The sequence below is a fragment of the Pseudomonas sp. I2 genome (assembly GCF_040984075.1).
In the GTDB taxonomy this organism is placed as follows: domain Bacteria; phylum Pseudomonadota; class Gammaproteobacteria; order Pseudomonadales; family Pseudomonadaceae; genus Aquipseudomonas; species Aquipseudomonas guariconensis_B.
Genome location: NZ_JBCGFQ010000048.1, coordinates 1 through 19,926 on the forward strand (window position 1 = coordinate 1; position 19,926 = coordinate 19,926).

Below are 19,926 nucleotides of genomic sequence, written 5' to 3' on the forward strand. Positions count from 1 at the left end.
TGTTTTTAAATTATGTGTTTTGTGACTTCTTTTGGGGCTGCTTTGCAGCCTTTCGGGGGAACCCCCGCTCCCACTGTATGGTGATTTCCTTGAGGTTTGCAGCGTACTTGTGGGAGCGGGCTTGCCCGCGAAGGGCCGCAAGGCGGCCCCAATTGCTTAAGTGAACAGCATTACCATCATCATCGGCCCTTTTCTTTTATCGGCAGTCGGTCAACTCGAGGAAGATCGCCGCCAAGCGCTCCAGCCCCAACTGATCCGCCTCGCTGAAGCGCGCCAGCTTCGGGCTGTCCAGGTCCAGCACGCCAATCAACCGGCCCGCCTTCACCAGCGGAATCACCAATTCGCTGTTGGAGGCGCTGTCGCAAGCGATATGCCCTGGGAAGGCATGCACATCCTCGACCCGCTGGGTCTGCCGCGAAGCCGCCGCGGCACCGCACACCCCCTTGCCGAACGGAATGCGCACGCAGGCCACCTGGCCCTGGAACGGCCCGAGCACCAACTGCTCGTCGCGGTTGAGGTAGAAGCCAGCCCAGTTCAAGTCCTCCACCTGGTTGAACAGGAAGGCCGAGAACTGCGCGGCGTTGGCGATGAAATCGCGCTCGTCGGCAAACAGCGCCTGTACTTGCGCGGCCAGCAGGTCGTAGCCATCGAGGCCGCTGCCACTGGCATTGAGATCGATCATTGTTTCTGCTCCAGCAATTGCAGTCCGACCCAGTAGCGGGCGAACTGATAGGCACAACGGCCATTACGGTTGCCACGGCCGGTGGCCCAGCGCACGGCGAGTTTGTCCAGCGCCTCGTCGCGCTGCCAGGTGAGCCCGGCCGCCTGGGCCAACTGGCCGATCCAGTGCTCGACCACGTTGAGGAAATGCTCCTGGGTGAACGGGTAGAACGACAGCCACAGGCCGAAACGGTCGGACAGGGCGATCTTGTCTTCCACCGCCTCGCTGGGGTGCAGTTCGCCGTCGATCATCTTCCAGTTCTCGTTGTCGCTCTGCTTCTCCGGCACCAGGTGGCGGCGGTTGGAAGTGGCGTACAACAGCACGTTGTCCGGGGCCTGCTCCAGCGAACCGTCGAGCACGCTCTTGAGCACCCGGTAGTCGCCCTCCCCCGCTTCGAACGACAGGTCGTCGCAGAACAGGACGAAACGTTGAGGCAGCTTCTGCAGTTGCTCGACCACCCGCGGCAGGTCGGCCAGGTGGTCACGCTCGATCTCGATCAGGCGCAGGCCCCGGCCTGCGTGCTCGGCCAACAGGGCACGCACCAGCGACGACTTGCCGGTGCCGCGCGAGCCCCACAGCAGGGCGTGGTTGGCCGGCATGCCATCGATGAACTGCCGGGTGTTGCGGCCCAGTTGCTCGCGCTGCTGGTCGACGCCGATCAGGTCGTCCAGGCGGATGTCCAGGCTGACCTGAAGCGGCATCAGGTAGCCGCTGCGGCCATCGCGCTGCCAGCGCGCAGCCAGGGTGGTGCTCCAGTCGATGTCCGGGCGGGGCGCGGGCAACAGGGGTTCGAGGCGCGCCAGTACCGATTCGGCGCGTTCCAGGAAAGCATTCAAGCGAGCGTCCATGACGACTCCTAGCAGACAGATTTCAGTTTTTTCGGGGCCGTCAGGCGGCCCCCTCTAAGCCATCAACTGAAATGAACAGACAGACCCGCCAGCAGCCGAGGCTGATCGGCTATGCTTGCGCAGCGCAAGGGACATGAAACCGGCTCGGGACTCATGGATATCAAGTTCACCAATCGCCTGTCATACAAGCAAGCCCGGTTGACAGTCCTGGTCGGCTTCATCCTGGGAACATTGCTCAGTCTCATCCAGATCGGCATCGATTATGCCAGCGAAGACGCCTCCATCAACCGCGAAGTGCAAGCGCTGCTGCAAATCAGCCGTGATCCGGCCTCACGCGTGGCCTACAACATCGACGCCGAACTGGCCCAGGAACTGACCCGGGGCCTTCTGCAGGCACCGACGGTGATCCGCGCCCGGCTGATCGACAACAACGACACCGTGCTGGCCGATGTCCAGCGCCCGCGCGTGGAAGACCGCTACCGCCCGTTGAGCGACTTCCTGTTCGGCGAGCAACGCCTGTTCCAGGAGCGCCTGTTCTTCGCCCACATGCCCCACGAGTACCTGGGCACGCTGTACCTGGATGTCGACACCTACGCCTTCGGCAGCCGTTTCCTCGACCGCGCCGGGGTCACCCTGGTCAACGGCTTCACCCGCAGCCTGGTATTGGCCGGTATCCTCCTGGCGCTGTTCTACATGATGCTGACCAGGCCGCTGGTCACGGTGATCGGCGCCCTGAGCAGCAGCGACCCGCGCCAACCGCAGCAGGCCCGCCTGGAATGCCCCCACGGCCACGAGCACGACGAGATCGGCGTGCTGGTCAAAGTGGCCAACCAGCAATTCGTCAGCATGGCCACCGAGATCCAGCAGCGGCGCAACGCCGAGAACCGCCTGACCCAGTACCTCAACGAGCTGGAAGACATCGTCTCGGCCCGCACCGACGAGCTCAAGGCCAGCAACGAGCGCCTGAGCCAGTCCAACCAGGAGCTGGAGCAAGCCCGCCGACGCGCCCTGGACATGGCCCAGGCGCGGGCCGCCTTCCTGGCCAACATGAGCCACGAGATCCGTACCCCGCTCAACGGCATGCTCGGCATGATCGCCCTGGCCCTGGACAGCCCGCTGGCCGCAGAACAACGCCAACAGCTGTCGATCGCCCATGATTCGGGCAAGGTGCTGGTCGAGCTGCTCAACGATATCCTCGACCTGTCCAAGTTCGATGCCGGCCAACTGGAACTCGAGCGTATCCCCTTCGACATGGGCGCCATGGTCGAGGACACCGCCAACCTGCTGTCGCAGAATGCCGCGGCGCATGTCGAGCTGACCTGCCTGGTGGCCAGCGACTTCCCCAGCAGGGTGCTGGGCGACCCCACCCGGGTTCGGCAGATCGTCAGCAACCTGCTGTCCAATGCGCTCAAGTTCACCCGCTTCGGCCGTGTCGACGTGCGCCTGGGCACGATCGTCGGTGGTGTGCGCCTGGAGGTGCGCGACACCGGCATCGGCATTCCCGAACAGGCCCAGGCGCGGATCTTCCAGCCCTTCACCCAGGCCGGCGCCGGCATCACCCGCCAGTACGGCGGTACCGGGCTGGGCCTGACCTTGACCCACAACCTGTGCAAGGTCATGCATGGGCACCTGTACATCCACTCCGAGGCGGGCTTCGGCAGCCGCTTCAGCGCCGACCTGCCCCTGCCCGCCCATACCGAGGCCATGGCCCCGGCACCGTTGCAGGGGCGTGTCGTCGCCCTGTGCAACGCCACCAGTGGCCTGGCGGAGCTGCTACAGGCCCTGTTGCCCGGCTGGGGGCTCGACTACCGACGGCTGGACGACCTGGCCGAGGTGCAGATTACGGCGCCCGACCTGCTGATCACCGACAACCGGGAACATCCGCTCGCGCTACGCCCTGGCTTCAAGGCCCCCATCCTGCTGGTGACCGCCTATGGCAGCTTCCTGCACGGCGAAGCGGCCACAGGCCTGGCGCCACTGCTGCAACTGGCCCGCCCCCTGGCGCGCAAGGCCCTGTACCAGACCCTGCGGCGCACCCTGCAAGGTGGCGAGGCCGACACCCCGCAGGGCGGCGCACAGGCCAAGGCCCAACGACAGCGGGCGCGCATCCTGCTGGTGGAAGACAACCCGGTCAACCAACTGGTGGCCAAGGGCATGCTGGCCAAGCTCGGCTGCGAGGTGCTGCTCGCCACCCAGGGCGCCGAAGCCCTGGAGCAACTGGAACGGGAGGCCGTGGACATGGTGCTGATGGACTGCAACATGCCGGTGATGGACGGCTACGAAGCCAGCCGACGGATTCGCCAGGACGGGCGCTGGTCACAACTGCCCATCGTCGCCCTGACGGCCAACGCCATGCCCGAGGAGCGCGAACGCTGCCGGGCCGCGGGCATGGACGACTACCTGGCCAAGCCGTTTCGCCGCGAGGAGCTGCTGGCGCTGATCGACCACTGGGTGCCGATCAGCGGCTGAGCAAGGCCTCCACCGCTGCCTTGAGCGCCTCGGGCTTGGTGCTCGGGGAATAGCGGGTGACCTTGCCGCTGGCCGGATCGACCAAGAACTTGGTGAAGTTCCACTTGATGCGCTGGGTGCCGAGCACGCCAGGCGCGCGTTGCTTCAGTTCGACGAACAACGGGTGAGCGCCAGGGCCGTTGACCTCGATCTTGCGAAACAGCGGAAAGCTCACGCCGAAGTTGCGCTCGCAGAACTGGGCGATCTCCCGGGCATCGCCCGGCTCCTGCTTGCCGAACTGGTTGCAGGGAAAACCCAGCACCACCAGCCCGCGCTCGCGGTAGAGCTGCCACAGCTGTTCCAGGCCCTTGTACTGGGGCGTGAAGCCACACTGGCTGGCGGTATTGACCACCAGCAGCGCCTTGGCCTGGAAGTCGCCCAGCCGCTTGTGCTCGCCGCCCAGGGTGACGCAGGGAATGTCCAGCAGGGAATCGGCCATGTCGGTTCTCCGGTCAGTCACGCGGCTTGAGGTCCAGGCACACCGAGTTGATGCAGTAGCGCAGGCCGGTCGGTGGCGGGCCGTCGGGAAACACGTGGCCCAGGTGGGCATCGCAACGGGCGCAGGTGACCTCGGTACGGATCATGCCGTGGGAGGTGTCGCGTACCTCGATCATCGCGCCCTCCTCGATCGGCTCGTAGAAGCTCGGCCAACCGCAGCCGGCGTCGAACTTGGTGCGTGAGTCGAACAGCGGCAGATCGCAGCAGATGCAATGGTAGATGCCGTCGCGGCGCTCGCTGTTGTACTTGCCGCTGAACGGCCGTTCGGTGCCCTTCAGGCGACACACCTGGTACTGGGCGGGATCGAGCATCTCGCGCCACTGCTCCAGGGTTTTCTCGATCTTTTGCATGGGTGAACCTCGGCAGGCTGAATTTCACCGTGCGCCGTCTTTATTTATGGCGCCGGTGGCACGTATATTAGTCGGCTTGTTGTGCCAGCCAGTCTGGCACGCGCCTCGCCCTTTTCAAACCTTTTGACGGCGGCGCGCCGCGACTTCTCAATCGGGATCACATCATGCAGTTCAGCAAATCGAACAAGCTCGCCAATGTCTGCTACGACATTCGCGGCCCAGTGCTCAAGCACGCCAAACGCCTGGAAGAGGAAGGCCATCGCATCCTCAAGCTGAACATCGGCAACCCGGCGCCCTTTGGTTTCGAGGCGCCGGACGAGATCCTCCAGGACGTGATCCGCAACCTGCCCACCGCCCAGGGCTACAGCGACTCCAAGGGCCTGTTCAGCGCGCGCAAGGCGGTCATGCAGTACTGCCAGCAGAAGCAGATCGAAGGTGTCGGCATCGAGGACATCTACCTGGGCAACGGCGTCTCCGAACTGATCGTGATGTCGATGCAAGCGCTGCTCAACAATGGCGACGAAGTGCTGATCCCGGCGCCGGACTACCCACTGTGGACCGCCGCCGTGAGCCTGGCCGGCGGCAAGCCGGTGCACTACCTGTGCGACGAGCAGGCCGACTGGTTCCCCGACCTTGAAGACATCAAGGCCAAGATCACCCCGAACACCAGGGCCCTGGTGATCATCAACCCGAACAACCCGACTGGCGCCGTGTATTCGCGCGAACTGCTGCTGGGCATGCTGGAGCTGGCGCGCCAGCACAACCTGGTGGTGTTCTCCGACGAGATCTACGACAAGATCCTCTACGACGAAGCCGTGCACATCAGCACCGCCTCGCTGGCCCCGGACCTGCTGTGCCTGACCTTCAACGGCCTGTCCAAGTCGTACCGGGTGGCGGGCTTCCGCTCCGGCTGGCTGATCATCTCCGGGCCCAAGCAGCATGCCCAGGGCTACATCGAAGGCATCGACATGCTGGCCAATATGCGCCTGTGCGCCAACGTGCCGGCGCAGCACGCGATCCAGACCGCCCTGGGCGGCTACCAGAGCATCAACGACCTGGTGCTGCCGCCGGGCCGCCTGCTCGAGCAGCGCAACCGCACCTACGAATTGCTCAACGCCATCCCCGGGGTGAGCTGCGTCAAGCCGATGGGCGCGCTGTACGCGTTTGCGAAGATCGACCCGAAGGTCTGCCCGATCCACAACGACGAGAAGTTCGTCCTCGACCTGCTGCTCTCGGAGAAACTGCTGATCGTCCAGGGCACGGCGTTCAACTGGCCGTGGCCGGACCACTTCCGCGTGGTCACCTTGCCACGGGTGGATGACCTGGAGCAGGCGATCGGGCGGATCGGCAATTTCCTGCGTAGCTATCAGCAGTAAGTTCGAGTGCCATGGGGGCTGCGGTGCAGCCCATCGCCGGCAAGCCGGCTCCCACAGGGTCCGAGTCGATCACAAATGGTGCGGCTTGCAGGGCGATGTGGGAGCTGCACACCGGCGCGCCGCGAATGGAGCGCGCAGCGTCCCCGCTTGCACCCGTCCGGATGGGATATTCCTTACATCCTGCAACGCTCTATCTTCGAGGCTTCTCAGAATCCTCTGTCATACTCCCCCGGTACACAGTTTGAAATAGTCAACCGGTTGAATCGCCGGGACCCGCCCCTTATATAGCCCGCAGTAAGCGACATTTTCGTCCGTCAGGAGAACGTAACAACCATGATGCGCATCTTGTTGTTTGTAGCCACCAACCTCGCGGTGGTGCTGGTTGCAAGCATTACCCTGAGCCTGTTCGGCTTCAACGGGTTCATGGCGGCCAACGGGGTTGACCTCAATCTCAACCAACTGCTGGTCTTCTGCGCCGTGTTCGGTTTCGCCGGCTCCCTGGTCTCGCTGTTCATCTCCAAGTGGATGGCCAAGATGACCACCGGCACCCAGATCATCACCCAGCCGCGCACGCGCCATGAACAGTGGCTGCTGCAGACCGTCGAGGAGCTGTCCCGCGAGGCCGGCATCAAGATGCCCGAGGTGGGTATCTTCCCGGCCTACGAGGCCAATGCCTTCGCCACCGGCTGGAACCGCAACGATGCCCTGGTGGCGGTGTCCCAAGGCCTGCTCGAGCGCTTCTCGCCCGATGAAGTGCGTGCCGTGCTGGCCCACGAGATCGGCCACGTGGCCAACGGCGACATGGTCACCCTGGCGCTGGTGCAGGGCGTGGTGAACACCTTCGTGATGTTCTTCGCGCGCATCATCGGCAACTTCGTCGACAAGGTCATCTTCAAGAACGAAGAAGGCCAGGGCATTGCCTACTACGTGGCGACCATCGTCGCCGAGCTGGTCCTGGGCATCCTCGCCAGCATCATCGTCATGTGGTTCTCGCGCCGCCGCGAGTACCGCGCCGACGAAGCCGGCGCCCAGCTGGCCGGCACCGGCGCGATGATCGGCGCACTGCAGCGCCTGCGCGTGGAACAAGGCATGCCGGTGCACATGCCCGACACCCTGAAGGCGTTCGGCATCAACGGCGGCCTCAAGCACGGCCTGGCCGGCCTGCTGATGAGCCACCCGCCGCTGGAAGACCGTATCGAGGCCCTGCGCCGTCGCGGTTGATCCGGCTGGAACAAAAAAGGGCGACTTCGGTCGCCCTTTTTCTTGCGAACTGGGGCCGCTTCGCGCCCCAAGATGCCCCCTCACCGCTGCAACAGGTAGGCCCGCTCGACCAGGCTCGGCACTCCAGCCTGGATGAACTTCGGGCTGTCCCGGAGCACCTCCTGCTCATCCAGCAGTTCCACTCGCCACCCCGCGAACCCTCGCCGCACTTCATCATCCGCTACGGAAAACGGCGGCCCGTCGAGCCGCGCCTGGTCATAGTCGAGCGTCACCAACAGCCCCTTGCAGGCAGCCGGCAACAACGCCGACAGCAACGCCATGTAGCGCTCACGCATGCTCGGCGGCAGTGCAATCAAGGCCGCGCGGTCATACACACCGACGCAGTCGGCCAGGTCCTCGGCCCGCAAGGCGAAGAAATCCCCGCACCACAACTCCACATCGCCGCTGCGCCAGGCTTCGAAATCCCCCTGCACCCTGATTTCCGGCGTCAGGCCATGCTCATGGAAAAACGCCTCCACCGCCCGCCGCGACAGCTCCACGCCCAGCACCCGGTGCCCCTGGCCGGCTAGCCAGGCCAGGTCCAGGGTCTTGCCGCACAGCGGCACCAGCACGCGACTGCCCGGCGCCAGCCCCAGCACGGGCCAGTGGGCTTGCAGGCAGGAATTGACCTGCGCCTGGTGGAAGCCGATCTGGTTGTCTGCCCACCGCTTGTGCCAGAACGCTGGCTCCATGTTCCCTCCCGCTTTTTCGATGAAATACCCGGAAAACTTATATTGGATCTCGATCGGTATCTGATCGAAGATGACCTCATCTTAACCGCCAGGAGCACACCATGCTGCCCAGCCTGTTCATTTCCCACGGATCGCCCATGCTCGCCCTGCAACCCGGTGCCAGCGGACCGGCCCTGGCCGCGCTGGCCAACGCCCTGCCACGGCCGAAGGCGATCGTCGTGGTCTCGGCGCACTGGGAAAGCCAGGCGCTACGGGTGACAGGCCATGCACGACCACAGACCTGGCACGATTTCCGTGGCTTCCCCGCAGCGTTGTATGCCGTGCAATACCCTGCCCCGGGCGATCCCTTGCTGGCCCGGCAGGTCAGTGAGCGGCTGGAAGCTGCCGGCCTGCCCGCCCAGCTCGACCCTGAGCGGCCGTTCGACCATGGTGCCTGGGTGCCGCTGTCGCTGATGTACCCGGACGCCAGCATCCCGGTGATCCAGGTATCGCTGCCCAGCCAGCTCGGCCCGGCGTTGCAACTGCGGGTTGGCCGGGCGCTTTCGGCATTGCGCGAGGAAGGCATCCTGCTGGTCGGCTCCGGCAGCATCACCCACAACCTGGGCGAGCTGGACTGGCATGCCGGGCCGGATGCCGTCGAGCCCTGGGCGCTGGCGTTCCGTGATTGGGTGGTCGAGCGGTTGGGCGAGGATGACCAGGCGGCGCTGCTCGACTATCGGCGGCAGGCACCGTTCGCGGAGCGCAACCATCCCAGCGACGAACACCTGCTGCCGCTGTTCTTCGCCCTCGGGGCTGGCGGCACGTTCGGCCTGGTGCACCAGGGCTTCACCCTGGGGGCGCTGGGGATGGATATCTATCGGTTCGGCTGAAGGCCTGCTGCGACAGTGCAGCGGCCCCAGCATTAACGCTTGCCCCTACCGAGCAGACAAAAAAATCCCCAGCCTGAGCCGGGGATTTTTTCATTGCGCCAGGATCAATCCTCGCGGTAGCGGCGCAGCTTCAGCTGCTTGCCGGCCACGCGGGTGTCCTTGAGCTTGGACAGCAGGCGCTCCAGGCCTTCCTCGGGCAGCTCGATCAGGCTGAAGCTGTCGCGCACCTGGATGCGGCCGATGGCATCGCGGGCCAGGCCACCTTCGTTGAGGATCGCGCCCAGCAGGTTCTTGGCGGCGATGCCGTCACGGGCCCCCAGGGCGGTACGGCAACGCACGCGGCCTTCCGGCAGCGGCATCGGCGCACGACGCTCGCGGTCGCCACGCTCGCTGCGCTCACCACGCTCACGCGGGGTGTAGGTCGGCACCAGCGGCTGCTCGCGCTCCACCGAGGCCAGGTCCAGCGCCTGGCCGTTGGTGGCCTTGCGCAGCAGGGCCGCGGCCAGGGCACGCGGGGTGCAGCCGAGGTCGGCGGTCAGGCGGTCGAACAGCTCGCCATGGCTGGCTTCCGATTCGGCCACCAGCGGCGCCAGGCTCGCGGTCAGCTTCTTGATACGCGCATCGAGCACGGCCTGCGGGTTCGGCAGGCGGGCTTCGGCGACCTTCTGTCCGGTCACACGCTCGATGACCTGCAGCATGCGCCGCTCACGCGGGGTGACCAGCAGCAGCGCGCGGCCATCGCGACCGGCACGGCCGGTACGGCCGATACGGTGGACGTAGGACTCCGGGTCGTACGGCATGTCGACGTTGAACACGTGGGTGATGCGCGGTACGTCCAGGCCTCGGGCGGCGACGTCGGTGGCGACGACGATGTCCAGGCGGCCATCCTTGAGCGAGTCGATCACCCGCTCACGCTGGTTCTGGGCGATGTCGCCGTTCAGCGCAGCGGCCTTGTAGCCCTTGGCTTCCAGCGCGGCAGCCAGGTCCAGGGTGGCCTGCTTGGTGCGCACGAAGGCGATCAGCGCGTCGAACTCCTCCACTTCCAGCAGACGCAGCACGGCCGGGATCTTCTGGTCGGCGTGGACCATCAGGTGGGCCTGGTCGATCGCGGTGACGGTCTGGGTCTTGCTCTGGATCTTGACGTGCTTCGGCTCGCGCAGGTGACGCTCGGCGATCGAACGGATCGACGATGGCAGGGTGGCGGAGAACAGCACGGTCTGGCGCGACGCGGGGATGGCGTCGAAGATCACTTCGAGGTCGTCCATGAAGCCGAGCTTGAGCATCTCGTCGGCTTCGTCGAGCACCAGGTACTGGACGGTGGAGAGGACTTTCTCGTCGCGGCGCAGGTGGTCGCACAGGCGGCCCGGGGTGGCCACGACGATCTGCGCGCCGTTGCGAATGGCACGCAGCTGTGGGCCCATCGGGGCACCACCATACACGGCCACCACGTTCACGCCCGGCATCTGCTTGGCGTAGGTTTCGAAGGCGGTGGCTACTTGCAGCGCCAACTCACGGGTCGGCGCCAGGATCAGGGCTTGCGGTTCGCGCTTGCTCACATCGATGCGGTTGAGGATCGGCAGGGCGAAGGCAGCGGTCTTGCCGGTGCCGGTCTGCGCCTGGCCGATCATGTCGTGACCGGCGAGGATGATCGGGATCGATTGTTGCTGGATGGCCGATGGCTCTTCATAGCCGGTAGCCAGCACGGCGGCAACGATGTTCGGATGAAGATCGAGAGCGGCGAATCCGCCGGTTTCCTGGGTCATGGGTCTGCCTCTAGGTGCATCCGCAAAGACCCATGCTCCAAAGCTGCACATGCCTTGAAAGACCCGAGGGTCACCCAGGCAGCTTTGGCGGCGGGGATTTGCGAAAACGATTGAAAAAGGAACGTCTTGGGGAGGTCCGCCTAGCGGACGCGCAGCCGAAGCTGGACTCGGAGGATTTGCACCACCTGATTTTAGGGTCCGCTAAAAGACCGGCGCGTACTATACCCGAATTCGCGCCGGGCCGTCAGATTTTTTTCAAGGGCACAGGCCAGCATTCGGCCATCTGCCCGCACAGGCTGAATCGTTTCCCTGCCCGTCAGGTCGCAGCCCGGATTTCCCGGATCAGGTAATCCAGCGAATACCCCAGGCGCGGCGCCAGCGCCTCGGCACGGGCACGGATACCATCAAGGTCCACCGCCTGCTCCAGGTCCGCCGGCACCAGCAGGATCACGTTGCCCTCCTTCACCGGCAGCTCCCAGTAGTGCCGGTGGTACAACCCGCGCAGCAATGCCGCGCCGAGCGGCTTGCCGTCGTCGCCGGCCCATTGGTTGATCACCAGCCAGCCGCCCGGGTTGAGCTGCCTCTGGCAGTTCTCCAAAAACCCCCAGGCCAGGTGGCCGACACCCGGCCCATGGTCGGTGTAGAGGTCGACGAAGATCAGGTCGGCCTTCTCCGCGCTGGGCAGCAACTCGATGGCATCGCCCACCCGCACGTACAGGCGCGGGTCATCGTCCAAGCCCATGAACTCCATGGCCAGGCGCGGCACATCCGGGCGCAGCTCGATCGCCTCGACATCTTCCAGGGGCAGGAACTTCAGACAGGCCTGGGTCAGGGTACCGGCGCCAAGGCCCAGGAACAGCGCGCTCTCCGGCTGCCCGTGGCACAGCGCGCCGACCAGCATGGCGCGGGTGTAGTCGTATTCCAGCCAGCTCGGGTCGGCGGTGAAGGTGCAGCTCTGCTCGATGGCGTCGCCGAACTCGAGGAAGCGATAGTCCTCCACCTCGTACACGCTGATGACGCCGAAGGCATCCTCGACCCGGGCCAGCAGCCGCTCTTCCCGCTCCGTCGTCATTGCTCGCCACCTGCCCCATGCAAAACGCGCATTGTCCGTCAATGCCCTCGGTGCAACAAGCGCAGCGCCAGCTGATACCATGACAGGCAGCCTACCCACGATATCGAGCCCGTGATGAACCGACCCTGGAGCCCCGACAGCTGGCGCACCCTGCCGATCCAGCAGCAACCGACCTACCCCGACGCCGCGCACCTGCTCAAGGTCGAGCAGACCCTGGCGAGCTACCCGCCGCTGGTGTTCGCCGGCGAGGCCCGTGAGCTGCGCCGGCAGTTCGCCGAGGTCACCGAAGGCCGGGCGTTCCTGCTGCAAGGCGGCGACTGCGCCGAGAGCTTCGCCGAGTTCTCCGCAGCGAAGATCCGCGACACCTTCAAGGTGCTGCTGCAGATGGCCATCGTCATGACCTTCGCCGCCGGCTGCCCGGTGGTCAAGGTCGGGCGCATGGCCGGCCAGTTCGCCAAGCCGCGCTCCTCGGGCGACGAGACCATCGGCCAGGTGACCCTGCCCGCCTACCGTGGCGACATCGTCAACGGCATCGGCTTCGACGAGCACAGCCGCGTGCCGGACCCGGAGCGGCTGCTGCAGGCCTACCACCAGGCCACCGCCAGCCTCAACCTGCTGCGCGCCTTCGCCCAGGGCGGTTTCGCCGACCTGCACCAGGTGCACAAGTGGAACCTGGACTTCATCGCCAACTCGGCCCTGGCCGAGAAATACCACCAGTTGGCTGGCCGTATCGACGAGACCCTGGCGTTCATGCGCGCCTGCGGCCTGGACGGCGCACCGCAACTGCGCGAGACCAGCTTCTTCACCGCCCACGAAGCGCTGCTGCTCAACTACGAGGAAGCCTTCGTGCGCCGCGACAGCCTGACCGGCGACGACTACGACTGCTCGGCGCACATGCTGTGGATCGGCGACCGCACCCGCCAGCTGGACGGCGCGCACGTGGAGTTCCTGCGGGGAGTGCACAATCCGATCGGGGTCAAGGTCGGCCCGAGCATGGACCCGGACGAGCTGATCCGCCTGATCGACATCCTCAACCCGGACAACGACCCGGGCCGCCTCAACCTGATCGTGCGCATGGGCGCCGGCAAGGTCGGCGAGCACCTGCCGGGGTTGATCCGCACCGTCGAGCGCGAGGGGCGCAAGGTGCTGTGGAGCTCAGACCCGATGCACGGCAATACCATCAAGGCCAGCAGCGGCTACAAGACCCGGGATTTCGCGCAGATCCTCGACGAGGTCCGGCAATTCTTCCAGGTGCACCAGGCCGAAGGCAGCCATGCCGGGGGGATTCATATCGAGATGACCGGGCAGAACGTCACCGAGTGCATCGGCGGCGCCCGGCCGATCACCGAGGATGGGTTGTCCGACCGCTACCACACCCATTGCGATCCACGGCTGAATGCGGACCAGTCGCTGGAGCTGGCCTTCCTGATCGCCGAGACGCTCAAGCAGGTGCGCCGCTAAGGGGCCGCTTCGCGCCCCAATGCCGTCTAGCTGACTGGCATTGGGGCAATGCCTCCTATCCTCACTTGCGCAACGGATCATCCCAGAACGGCCGCTCAGATTCCCGCAGGATATCCGCCCGGCTCAACCCCAGGTCCTCCAGCGTCGCATCGCTCAGGCTGGCCAGCTCGCGCCGCTGGCGATACAGCTGGTGCCAGCGGGCAATCCGCGCCAGCAGCCCACGCCCTACTACCCCCACGAAGGAAAAGGACGGTTTGCCATACAGGGTGGTGATTTGACCTTTCATCGCGAAGCCCTCCGTGTAGATGGCTTCAGTCTCCTGCCAGGCCTAAGATCAATCCAACGAATGTTTCTGATGCCATGCATCTCGGAGATTGATGCAATGTCCCAGTACCAGAGCCTGGATTCGGACGTGCTGCGCACCTTCGTCGCCATCGCCGAGCAAGGCGGTTTCACCCGCGCCGGCGAGGTGGTCAACCGCACCCAATCCGCCGTGAGCATGCAGATGAAACGCCTGGAGGAAGACATCCTGCAGCGCCAGCTGTTCGAGCGCGACGGCCGCCAGGTGCGTCTGACCGCCGAGGGCCAGGTGCTGCTCGGCTATGCCCGGCGCATCCTCAAGCTGCAGGGCGAGGTGTTCAACACCCTGCGCATGCCGCACATGGTCGGCGTGGTGCGCATCGGCACCCCGGACGACTACGCCATGCGCTTCCTGCCGACGATCCTGTCGAGCTTCGCCCAGGCCTACCCGCTGATCCAGGTGGAGGTGCATTGCGACTCGTCGAAGCAACTGATGCTGCGCCAGGACCTGGACCTGACCATCGTCACCCGCGAGCCCGGCAACGAGATCGGCGAGTTGCTGCGCCAAGAGCGCCTGGTCTGGGCGGCAGCCGAGGGCTTCTGCCCCCAGGAGCAGCGCCCGATACCGCTGGCCTTGTTCAACAGCGACTGCTTCTGCCGCGCCTGGGCGTGCAATGCCCTGCAGGCCCAGGGCGTCGACTACCGCATCGCCTACACCAGCCCGAGCCTGGCGGCGCTGTTCGCCATCGTCACGGCCGGCCTTGCGGTCACCGCGCAACTGCAAAGCCTGATCAGCGGCAACCTGCGCATCCTCGGCGAGAACGAAGGCCTGCCACAGCTACCCCTGGCCAACGTCATGCTGCTGCGCAACACCCAACACCAGTCGCCGATCACCGACTGCATGGCCGGCTACATCATCGAAGGGTTTGCGCCCTGAACCAGCGGCAAGCTGGGAGCTTGCCGCTTCACCCCTCCACCCCCAGCATCACCGCACAGAGCACCAGGAACAGGCAGAACAGCGAGCGCAAGACCTTCTCCGGCAGGGCATGGGCCAGCCGCACGCCCCAGCTGATGCTGAGCAGGCCGCCCACCGCCAGCGGTATGCCCACCGGCCAGGCAACGCTGTGGTGCACGCCATAGGTCACCAGCGTCACCAGGGTGCTGGGCGCGGCCAGGGCCAGGGACAGCCCTTGCGCCACTACCTGGGTGGTGCCGAACACGCTGGTGAGGATCGGCGTGGCGACCACCGCCCCACCCACGCCGAACAGGCCGCCCATGGTGCCGGCGAAACCGCCCAGCACACCCAGCCACGGCCAGGGGTAGCGCAGCTCGCTGCTCGGTGGCGCCAGCGGCAGGAACATGCGCGTCACGTTCCACACCGCCAGCGCGACCAGGAAACCGACGAAGCCCAGGCGCATGGACTGGGCATCGATACCCACCGCCCAGATCGACCCCAGCCAGGCGAACAGGAAGCTGCACACCGCCAGCGGCAACGCATGACGCAACTCGATGCGATTACGCTGGTGATAGCGCCACAATGCCAACAGCACGTTCGGCACCACCATCACCAAGGCCGTGCCCTGGGCCAACTGCTGGTCGAGGCCGAACAGCACGCCCAGCACCGGGATGGCGATCAGCCCGCCGCCAATGCCGAACAAGCCTCCCATCGTGCCCAGGAAGGCCCCCAGGACCACGTACATCAACCACTCGATCATCAGTGCCTCATCCGCCTGTTTGCCAATGGGCGCATGCTAGCGAGTCGGGGCTGGTGGGGAAACGCATAGCAGCGCAAAATGGCTTTGCGTATTTCGCACAAGCAGAGCAACCATGAGCCCCGATGCCCTTACCGAACAACTGAGCCTGTTCCTCGACGTCCTGGAAACCGGCAGCTTCTCCGCCGCCGCCCGCCGCCATCCACTGACCCCCTCGGCCGTGGCGCGGCGTATCGACAACCTGGAGCAGGCCGTAGGCAGCCGCCTGTTCACGCGCAGCACCCACGCCGTGCGCGCCACACCGGCAGGCACGGCCTTCGCCGAACGGGCCCGGCGTATCGTCGAGGAACTGCGCCTGGCCCGCGCCGAGGCGGTGTCGTTGAGCAACGCGCCGGAAGGCCTGATCCGCATCGACGCGCCCGCCGCCTTCGGTCGCCGCCACCTGGCGCCCGCCATCGCCGACTTCCTGGTGGCCTACCCGGGGCTGGACGTGCAACTGCGCCTGATCGACAGCTTCGTCGACCTGCACGGCAGCCACCTCGGCGAAGTGGACCTGGTGCTGCGCGCCGGCCCCCTGGCCGATACTCGCCTGGTCGCCACCCCCTTGGCCTACATGGTGCGCATCGCCTGCGCCAGCCCCGCCTACCTGGCCAGCCGTGGCGTGCCGGCCTGCCCGAGCGAGCTGCCGCAACACGATGGCCTGGACTGGGACGGCCTGGCACCACCGTTCGCCTGGCGCTTCGTGGTGAACGGCCAGACGCGCCTGTACCGCCCGTCGCGCATGCGCATGACCGCCAACAATGCTGAGACCCTGTTGTTCGGCGCACTGGCCGGGCTTGGTATCGCCCACCTGCCCACCTGGCTGATCAGCGACTACTTGGTGCGGGGTGACCTGCTGCCGCTGTTCTGCGACGGCGGCCTGCCGGCGGCGGAAAGCAGCGGCATCTATGCGCTGCGCCTTGCACATGAAACGAACTCTCGCAGCCGCTTGCTGCTCGAATTCCTCAAGAGCCGTTTCAGCCCGGTGCCTCCCTGGGACCTGGCCCTGCGCAGCGAACTGCGTGGATGATGAGCGCGCTAACCATCAGCGTGCTAGATTCTTACCTGACCCAATCCAAGGACCTGCATGAACGCCAACACCCAAGCCCCCTGCGACGAGCTGCTGCTGGACAACCAGGTCTGCTTCGCCCTGCACTCCACCTCGTTGCTGATGACCAAGGTCTACAAGCCGCTGCTGCAAGCGCTCGGCCTGACCTACCCGCAGTACCTGGCCATGCTCGTGCTCTGGGAGCAGGACGGCCTGACCGTGGGCGAGATCAGTCAGCGCCTGCTCACCGACCCCGGCTCGCTCACGCCCCTGCTCAAGCGCCTGGAGAGCGAAGGCCTGCTCAAGCGCACCCGTAGCCGCGAGGACGAACGGGTGGTGCTGGTGCAGTTGACCGACAAGGGGCGAGCCCTGCAGGAAGACGCCAAGCGCGTGCCGCACTGCATCCTGCAAGCCAGCGGCCGCAGCGTGGAACAGCTGCAGCAGCTACAGGCCGACCTGCTGGAGCTGCGCGCCAGCCTGCAAAAGAACCTCTGAGGGCTATGCTGTGAAGTGGCCGTTCAGATGAACGGTGAACGATTTATCTTGCGCGCAAAATAATTGCGCGATAATTTAAATCCCGTACCCACCCCCGCGCCATGGCGCACAGCACACAAGCGAGGCTCAAGATGCAAAAGGTCACTCCACTGTACATCGCAGAAGCCACTTCCACCGGCGGTCGCGACGGCACATCGCGCTCCAGCGACGGCAAGCTGGACGTCAAGCTGAGCACCCCCAAGGCGCTCGGTGGCGCAGGCGGTGAAGGCACCAACCCCGAGCAGCTGTTCGCCGCTGGCTACTCGGCCTGCTTCGTTGGCGCACTGAAGTTCGTCGCCGGCCAGCAGAAGCAGCCATTGCCGACAGACAGCTCGATCACCGCCAAGGTCGGCATCGGCCAGATCCCAGGTGGTTTCGGCCTCGACATCGACCTGCACATCAACCTGCCAGGGCTGGCCCAGGCGGATGCCGAGGATTTGGTGGAAAAGGCACACCAGGTCTGCCCGTACTCCAACGCCACCCGCAACAACGTCGACGTGCGGCTGCATGTGACGGTCTGAGGAGCGGGCTTGCCCGCAAAGCCCCGAACACCGATACCACGCGCACAAAAAACCCGGCCGAGGCCGGGTTTTTCGTACACCGCAAGAAGCATTACTTCTTGGAACGGCCCTTGAAGCTGCCGTCGCGGGTGTCGATATCGATCCACTCGTCGATCTCGATGAAGTCGGCAACCTGCAGTTCGGTGCCGTTGGCCAGCTTGGCTGGCTTCATGACCTTGCCCGAGGTATCGCCACGCGCGGCGTTCTCGGTGTAGGTGACCTGGCGGCTGATGGTGGTCGGCAGTTCGACCGATACGACTTTCTCTTCGTACATGGTCAGCGCGCAGACGTCCTGCATGCCTTCCTCGATGTACGGCAGAACGGCGTCGATGTCCTCGGCGTTCAGCTCGTACATGGTGTAGTCGGTGGTGTCCATGAAGGTGTAGGCATCACCGCTGATGAACGACAGGGTGACTTCCTTGCGGTCCAGGATCACGTCGTCCAGCTTGTCGTCGGCGAAGTAGACGGTTTCGGTCTTGTAGCCGGTCAGCAGGTTCTTCAGCTTGGTCTTCATGATCGCGCTGTTGCGACCCGACTTGGTGAATTCGGCTTTCTGGACCAGCCACGGGTCGTTGTCGATCCGCAGTACGGTACCGGGTTTCAGCTCTTTACCAGTTTTCATTACGAAATATCCGAATCTGGATGGATTTATAAAAATCGAGGCCGCATATCATAGCCAATTTCGGTAAAACTGTACCAGCGTCGTGGCAAGGTCCGGCCGAGCGGCCTGCGCGGCGCTCCATTGGCGGGCGTGGGCCTGCAGTTCCGGCCAGTGCCCCAGGGCCCGGCGCCAGGCCTCGCCCATGTCGCGGTCCATGTTCCAGGCACGCCACAGATCGACCAGCGCATCCCCCGCCGCCTGCGACAGGCCCTGGCGATAAAGCCCGAGGAAGGCTTCGAGCTTTTCCCAGTGGGCGTTCTCCTCCTGCACGTAGATGTGCCACAGCAGCGGCCGGCCCGCCCACTGGGCGCGGACGAAGGAGTCCTCGCCGCGCACGGCGTTGAAGTCGCAACACCAGAGCAGGTGGTCGTAGTCGTCCTGGCTGACGAACGGCAGGATCTGCACGGTCAGCGCCCCCTGGCGTCGCACATCGCCGACCGCCAGCCCCGGTTCGCCCAGCCAGGCGCGCACATCGGCGAGGCTGCGCCCCTCGGGCACCAGCAGGTGCGTGGCCTGCCCATCCTCGGCCAGGGCCTGGAGCCAGTTGCCCAGTTGCCCGTTCTCGTAGGCGAACAGCGACATCAGCCGCGCGCCTTCCTCCACCTGTACACCCAGGCCGCCGAGAAACGTCGCGCGCGCCGCCGGGTCCGCCTCGAAGGCCTGGCGCCGCGCCAGCAACCTGGCCTCGCGCAGCAGCCCACCGGTCTTGTCGGTAAAGCCGGGGAAGAAGAACAGCGTGCGCAGCCCATTGGCCTGGGGCGAAGCCAGGCCATGGCAACCCTCCACCCACTCCTCGGCGCTGAGGTATTCCAGGTTCAGCCACAGCGCAGGCACCGGACGCAAGCGCAGGGCCTCGATGTAGTCGGCCGGCAAGCGGCAACCGAAGGCGCCGATCACCACATCGGCGGTGCCGGCCGGCTGCCACTCGGCCGGCCAGCGACGTACCTCGACACCGGCCTGCCACTGCCGCTCGGCCGCAGCCTCGGCCTGCGGGCACAGGCGCACGAAGGCGTTCAGGTCATCCACCCACAGGCGCACCGCCAGCCCATGCTCGGCCACCAGTTGCCGAGCCAGGCGCCAGGTCACGCCGATGTCGCCGTAGTTGTCGACGACCGTGCAGAAGATGTCCCAGGTGGCTTTCATGCCCACGCCCCTCGCTACGCGGAAAAACCGCGGATTCTGCGGATAAATGCTCGCCGGCGAAAGGGCTGCTGAAAAATGCCTGCCCCGCCATGCGACAATGCACTCACGACCCGCCCTGCCAGGAGGCCGCCATGCCCCGCCGCGAACTGAAGATAACCCTAAAGCCCCTGCAGCTCATTCTCTGCGTGGCCTTCGGCCTGTGGCTCGGTGCCGTGGCCATTGCCCTGAGCCTGTGGCTGGCCTGGCAATTGTGGCCGCAGCAGGTGCAACCGCTGGCCCAGGCCATCGCGCCGGCCACGGCTGCCCCCGCGCAACCGGCCGATGCCCAGGCCGAGATGTTCGAGCGCTACAAGCAGATCCTGCACCGCCAGCAAATGCAGCAAGCCGCCGAAACCGCCCAGGGCAGCCCACGCAACCTGAACAACCCCAAGTGCCAGTTCTGGCTGCAGCAGAACCGTACCGCGCCCACCGACAAGAGCCAGGCCAACGTGCTGGAGTTCTGCTACTGACC

The 19,926-nt window shown here is 65.5% G+C and carries 20 protein-coding genes and 1 pseudogene; 10 read left to right on the plus strand and 11 right to left on the minus strand.

What is annotated here, in order from left to right; genetic code table 11:
- Positions 1-196 precede the first annotated feature (196 nt).
- The gene (locus tag WCE05_RS20865; protein ID WP_225787092.1) at positions 197-682 is read right to left on the minus strand and encodes a GAF domain-containing protein; all 486 of its coding nucleotides are present in this window, start codon (positions 680-682) and stop codon (positions 197-199) included.
- Positions 679-1,569 (minus strand): ATP-binding protein, encoded by an 891-nt coding sequence (locus tag WCE05_RS20870; RefSeq protein WP_225787093.1) that lies wholly within the window; start codon positions 1,567-1,569, stop codon positions 679-681. Before WCE05_RS20870 ends, WCE05_RS20865 begins: the two co-directional genes overlap by 4 nt.
- Before the next feature lie 111 nt (positions 1,570-1,680).
- On the opposite strand from WCE05_RS20870, the gene WCE05_RS20875 reads away from it, so the two are divergent.
- Positions 1,681-4,038: a response regulator gene (locus WCE05_RS20875; RefSeq protein ID WP_253080451.1), complete on the plus strand. Its 2,358-nt coding sequence runs from the start codon at positions 1,681-1,683 to the stop codon at positions 4,036-4,038.
- Here WCE05_RS20875 and WCE05_RS20880 read toward each other — a convergent pair.
- Both WCE05_RS20880 and msrB read right to left on the minus strand, forming a co-directional pair.
- A complete protein-coding gene (locus tag WCE05_RS20880) occupies positions 4,028-4,516 on the minus strand; it encodes a glutathione peroxidase (RefSeq protein ID WP_225787095.1) in 489 nt (162 codons plus the stop codon). The genes WCE05_RS20875 and WCE05_RS20880 overlap by 11 nt on opposite strands.
- 13 nt (positions 4,517-4,529) lie before the next feature.
- On the minus strand, positions 4,530-4,925 hold the full coding sequence (gene msrB / locus WCE05_RS20885) for a peptide-methionine (R)-S-oxide reductase MsrB (RefSeq protein ID WP_253080452.1): 396 nt from the start codon (positions 4,923-4,925) through the stop codon (positions 4,530-4,532).
- 164 nt (positions 4,926-5,089) lie between these two features.
- Here msrB and WCE05_RS20890 point away from each other — a divergent pair, with 164 nt between their 5' ends.
- Both WCE05_RS20890 and htpX read left to right on the plus strand, forming a co-directional pair.
- The gene (locus tag WCE05_RS20890) at positions 5,090-6,301 is read left to right on the plus strand and encodes a pyridoxal phosphate-dependent aminotransferase (protein ID WP_225787097.1); all 1,212 of its coding nucleotides are present in this window, start codon (positions 5,090-5,092) and stop codon (positions 6,299-6,301) included.
- A 333-nt stretch (positions 6,302-6,634) separates the two neighbouring features.
- Complete coding sequence (gene htpX / locus WCE05_RS20895; RefSeq protein WP_225787098.1) at positions 6,635-7,522, plus strand: protease HtpX; 888 nt, start codon at positions 6,635-6,637, stop codon at positions 7,520-7,522.
- Positions 7,523-7,602: 80 nt separating this feature from the next.
- Here the strand turns inward: htpX and WCE05_RS20900 are convergent, their stop codons facing one another.
- Complete coding sequence (locus WCE05_RS20900) at positions 7,603-8,253, minus strand: thiopurine S-methyltransferase (RefSeq protein WP_253167569.1); 651 nt, start codon at positions 8,251-8,253, stop codon at positions 7,603-7,605.
- Positions 8,254-8,354: 101 nt separating this feature from the next.
- Between WCE05_RS20900 and WCE05_RS20905 the strand changes: the two genes are divergently transcribed.
- The gene (locus WCE05_RS20905; protein WP_368816491.1) at positions 8,355-9,122 is read left to right on the plus strand and encodes a class III extradiol ring-cleavage dioxygenase; all 768 of its coding nucleotides are present in this window, start codon (positions 8,355-8,357) and stop codon (positions 9,120-9,122) included.
- A gap of 104 nt (positions 9,123-9,226) precedes the next feature.
- Here the strand turns inward: WCE05_RS20905 and WCE05_RS20910 are convergent.
- Both WCE05_RS20910 and WCE05_RS20915 read right to left on the minus strand, forming a co-directional pair.
- Positions 9,227-10,919 (minus strand): annotated as a pseudogene (locus tag WCE05_RS20910) (DEAD/DEAH box helicase).
- A gap of 282 nt (positions 10,920-11,201) precedes the next feature.
- On the minus strand, positions 11,202-11,957 hold the full coding sequence (locus WCE05_RS20915; protein ID WP_253080453.1) for a spermidine synthase: 756 nt from the start codon (positions 11,955-11,957) through the stop codon (positions 11,202-11,204).
- 114 nt (positions 11,958-12,071) lie between these two features.
- Between WCE05_RS20915 and WCE05_RS20920 the strand changes: the two genes are divergently transcribed.
- Positions 12,072-13,418: a class II 3-deoxy-7-phosphoheptulonate synthase gene (locus WCE05_RS20920; RefSeq protein ID WP_225787102.1), complete on the plus strand. Its 1,347-nt coding sequence runs from the start codon at positions 12,072-12,074 to the stop codon at positions 13,416-13,418.
- A gap of 61 nt (positions 13,419-13,479) precedes the next feature.
- Here WCE05_RS20920 and WCE05_RS20925 read toward each other — a convergent pair whose 3' ends face one another.
- Positions 13,480-13,704, minus strand: coding sequence for a DUF1127 domain-containing protein (locus tag WCE05_RS20925; RefSeq protein WP_368816492.1), 225 nt, complete (start codon positions 13,702-13,704; stop codon positions 13,480-13,482).
- Between the two features lie 96 nt (positions 13,705-13,800).
- Between WCE05_RS20925 and WCE05_RS20930 the strand changes: the two genes are divergently transcribed.
- A complete protein-coding gene (locus tag WCE05_RS20930; RefSeq protein WP_225787104.1) occupies positions 13,801-14,655 on the plus strand; it encodes a LysR substrate-binding domain-containing protein in 855 nt (284 codons plus the stop codon).
- A gap of 28 nt (positions 14,656-14,683) precedes the next feature.
- On the opposite strand, the gene WCE05_RS20935 is transcribed toward WCE05_RS20930, so the two are convergent.
- Positions 14,684-15,433 carry a sulfite exporter TauE/SafE family protein gene (locus WCE05_RS20935; RefSeq protein WP_253080455.1) on the minus strand — a complete coding sequence of 250 codons (750 nt, stop codon included), beginning with the start codon at positions 15,431-15,433 and terminating at the stop codon, positions 14,684-14,686.
- A gap of 112 nt (positions 15,434-15,545) precedes the next feature.
- On the opposite strand from WCE05_RS20935, the gene WCE05_RS20940 reads away from it, so the two are divergent.
- The 3 genes from WCE05_RS20940 (at position 15,546) to WCE05_RS20950 (ending at position 17,572) form a co-directional block, all read left to right on the plus strand.
- On the plus strand, positions 15,546-16,499 hold the full coding sequence (locus tag WCE05_RS20940; RefSeq protein ID WP_225787106.1) for a LysR family transcriptional regulator: 954 nt from the start codon (positions 15,546-15,548) through the stop codon (positions 16,497-16,499).
- A gap of 57 nt (positions 16,500-16,556) precedes the next feature.
- Complete coding sequence (locus tag WCE05_RS20945) at positions 16,557-17,012, plus strand: MarR family winged helix-turn-helix transcriptional regulator (RefSeq protein WP_225787107.1); 456 nt, start codon at positions 16,557-16,559, stop codon at positions 17,010-17,012.
- Between the two features lie 131 nt (positions 17,013-17,143).
- Positions 17,144-17,572 carry an organic hydroperoxide resistance protein gene (locus tag WCE05_RS20950; protein ID WP_368816493.1) on the plus strand — a complete coding sequence of 143 codons (429 nt, stop codon included), beginning with the start codon at positions 17,144-17,146 and terminating at the stop codon, positions 17,570-17,572.
- Between the two features lie 91 nt (positions 17,573-17,663).
- Here the strand turns inward: WCE05_RS20950 and efp are convergent, their stop codons facing one another.
- Together efp and earP are read right to left on the minus strand one after the other, a co-directional pair.
- Positions 17,664-18,233, minus strand: a complete 570-nt coding sequence (efp, locus tag WCE05_RS20955) for an elongation factor P (protein ID WP_225787109.1) — start codon at positions 18,231-18,233, stop codon at positions 17,664-17,666.
- 48 nt (positions 18,234-18,281) lie between these two features.
- On the minus strand, positions 18,282-19,415 hold the full coding sequence (gene earP / locus WCE05_RS20960) for an elongation factor P maturation arginine rhamnosyltransferase EarP (RefSeq protein WP_253081493.1): 1,134 nt from the start codon (positions 19,413-19,415) through the stop codon (positions 18,282-18,284).
- Positions 19,416-19,546: 131 nt separating this feature from the next.
- Here earP and WCE05_RS20965 point away from each other — a divergent pair, with 131 nt between their 5' ends.
- Entirely contained in the window at positions 19,547-19,924 is a 378-nt protein-coding gene (locus WCE05_RS20965; RefSeq protein ID WP_225787111.1) for a hypothetical protein, read from the plus strand.
- Positions 19,925-19,926 lie beyond the last annotated feature (2 nt).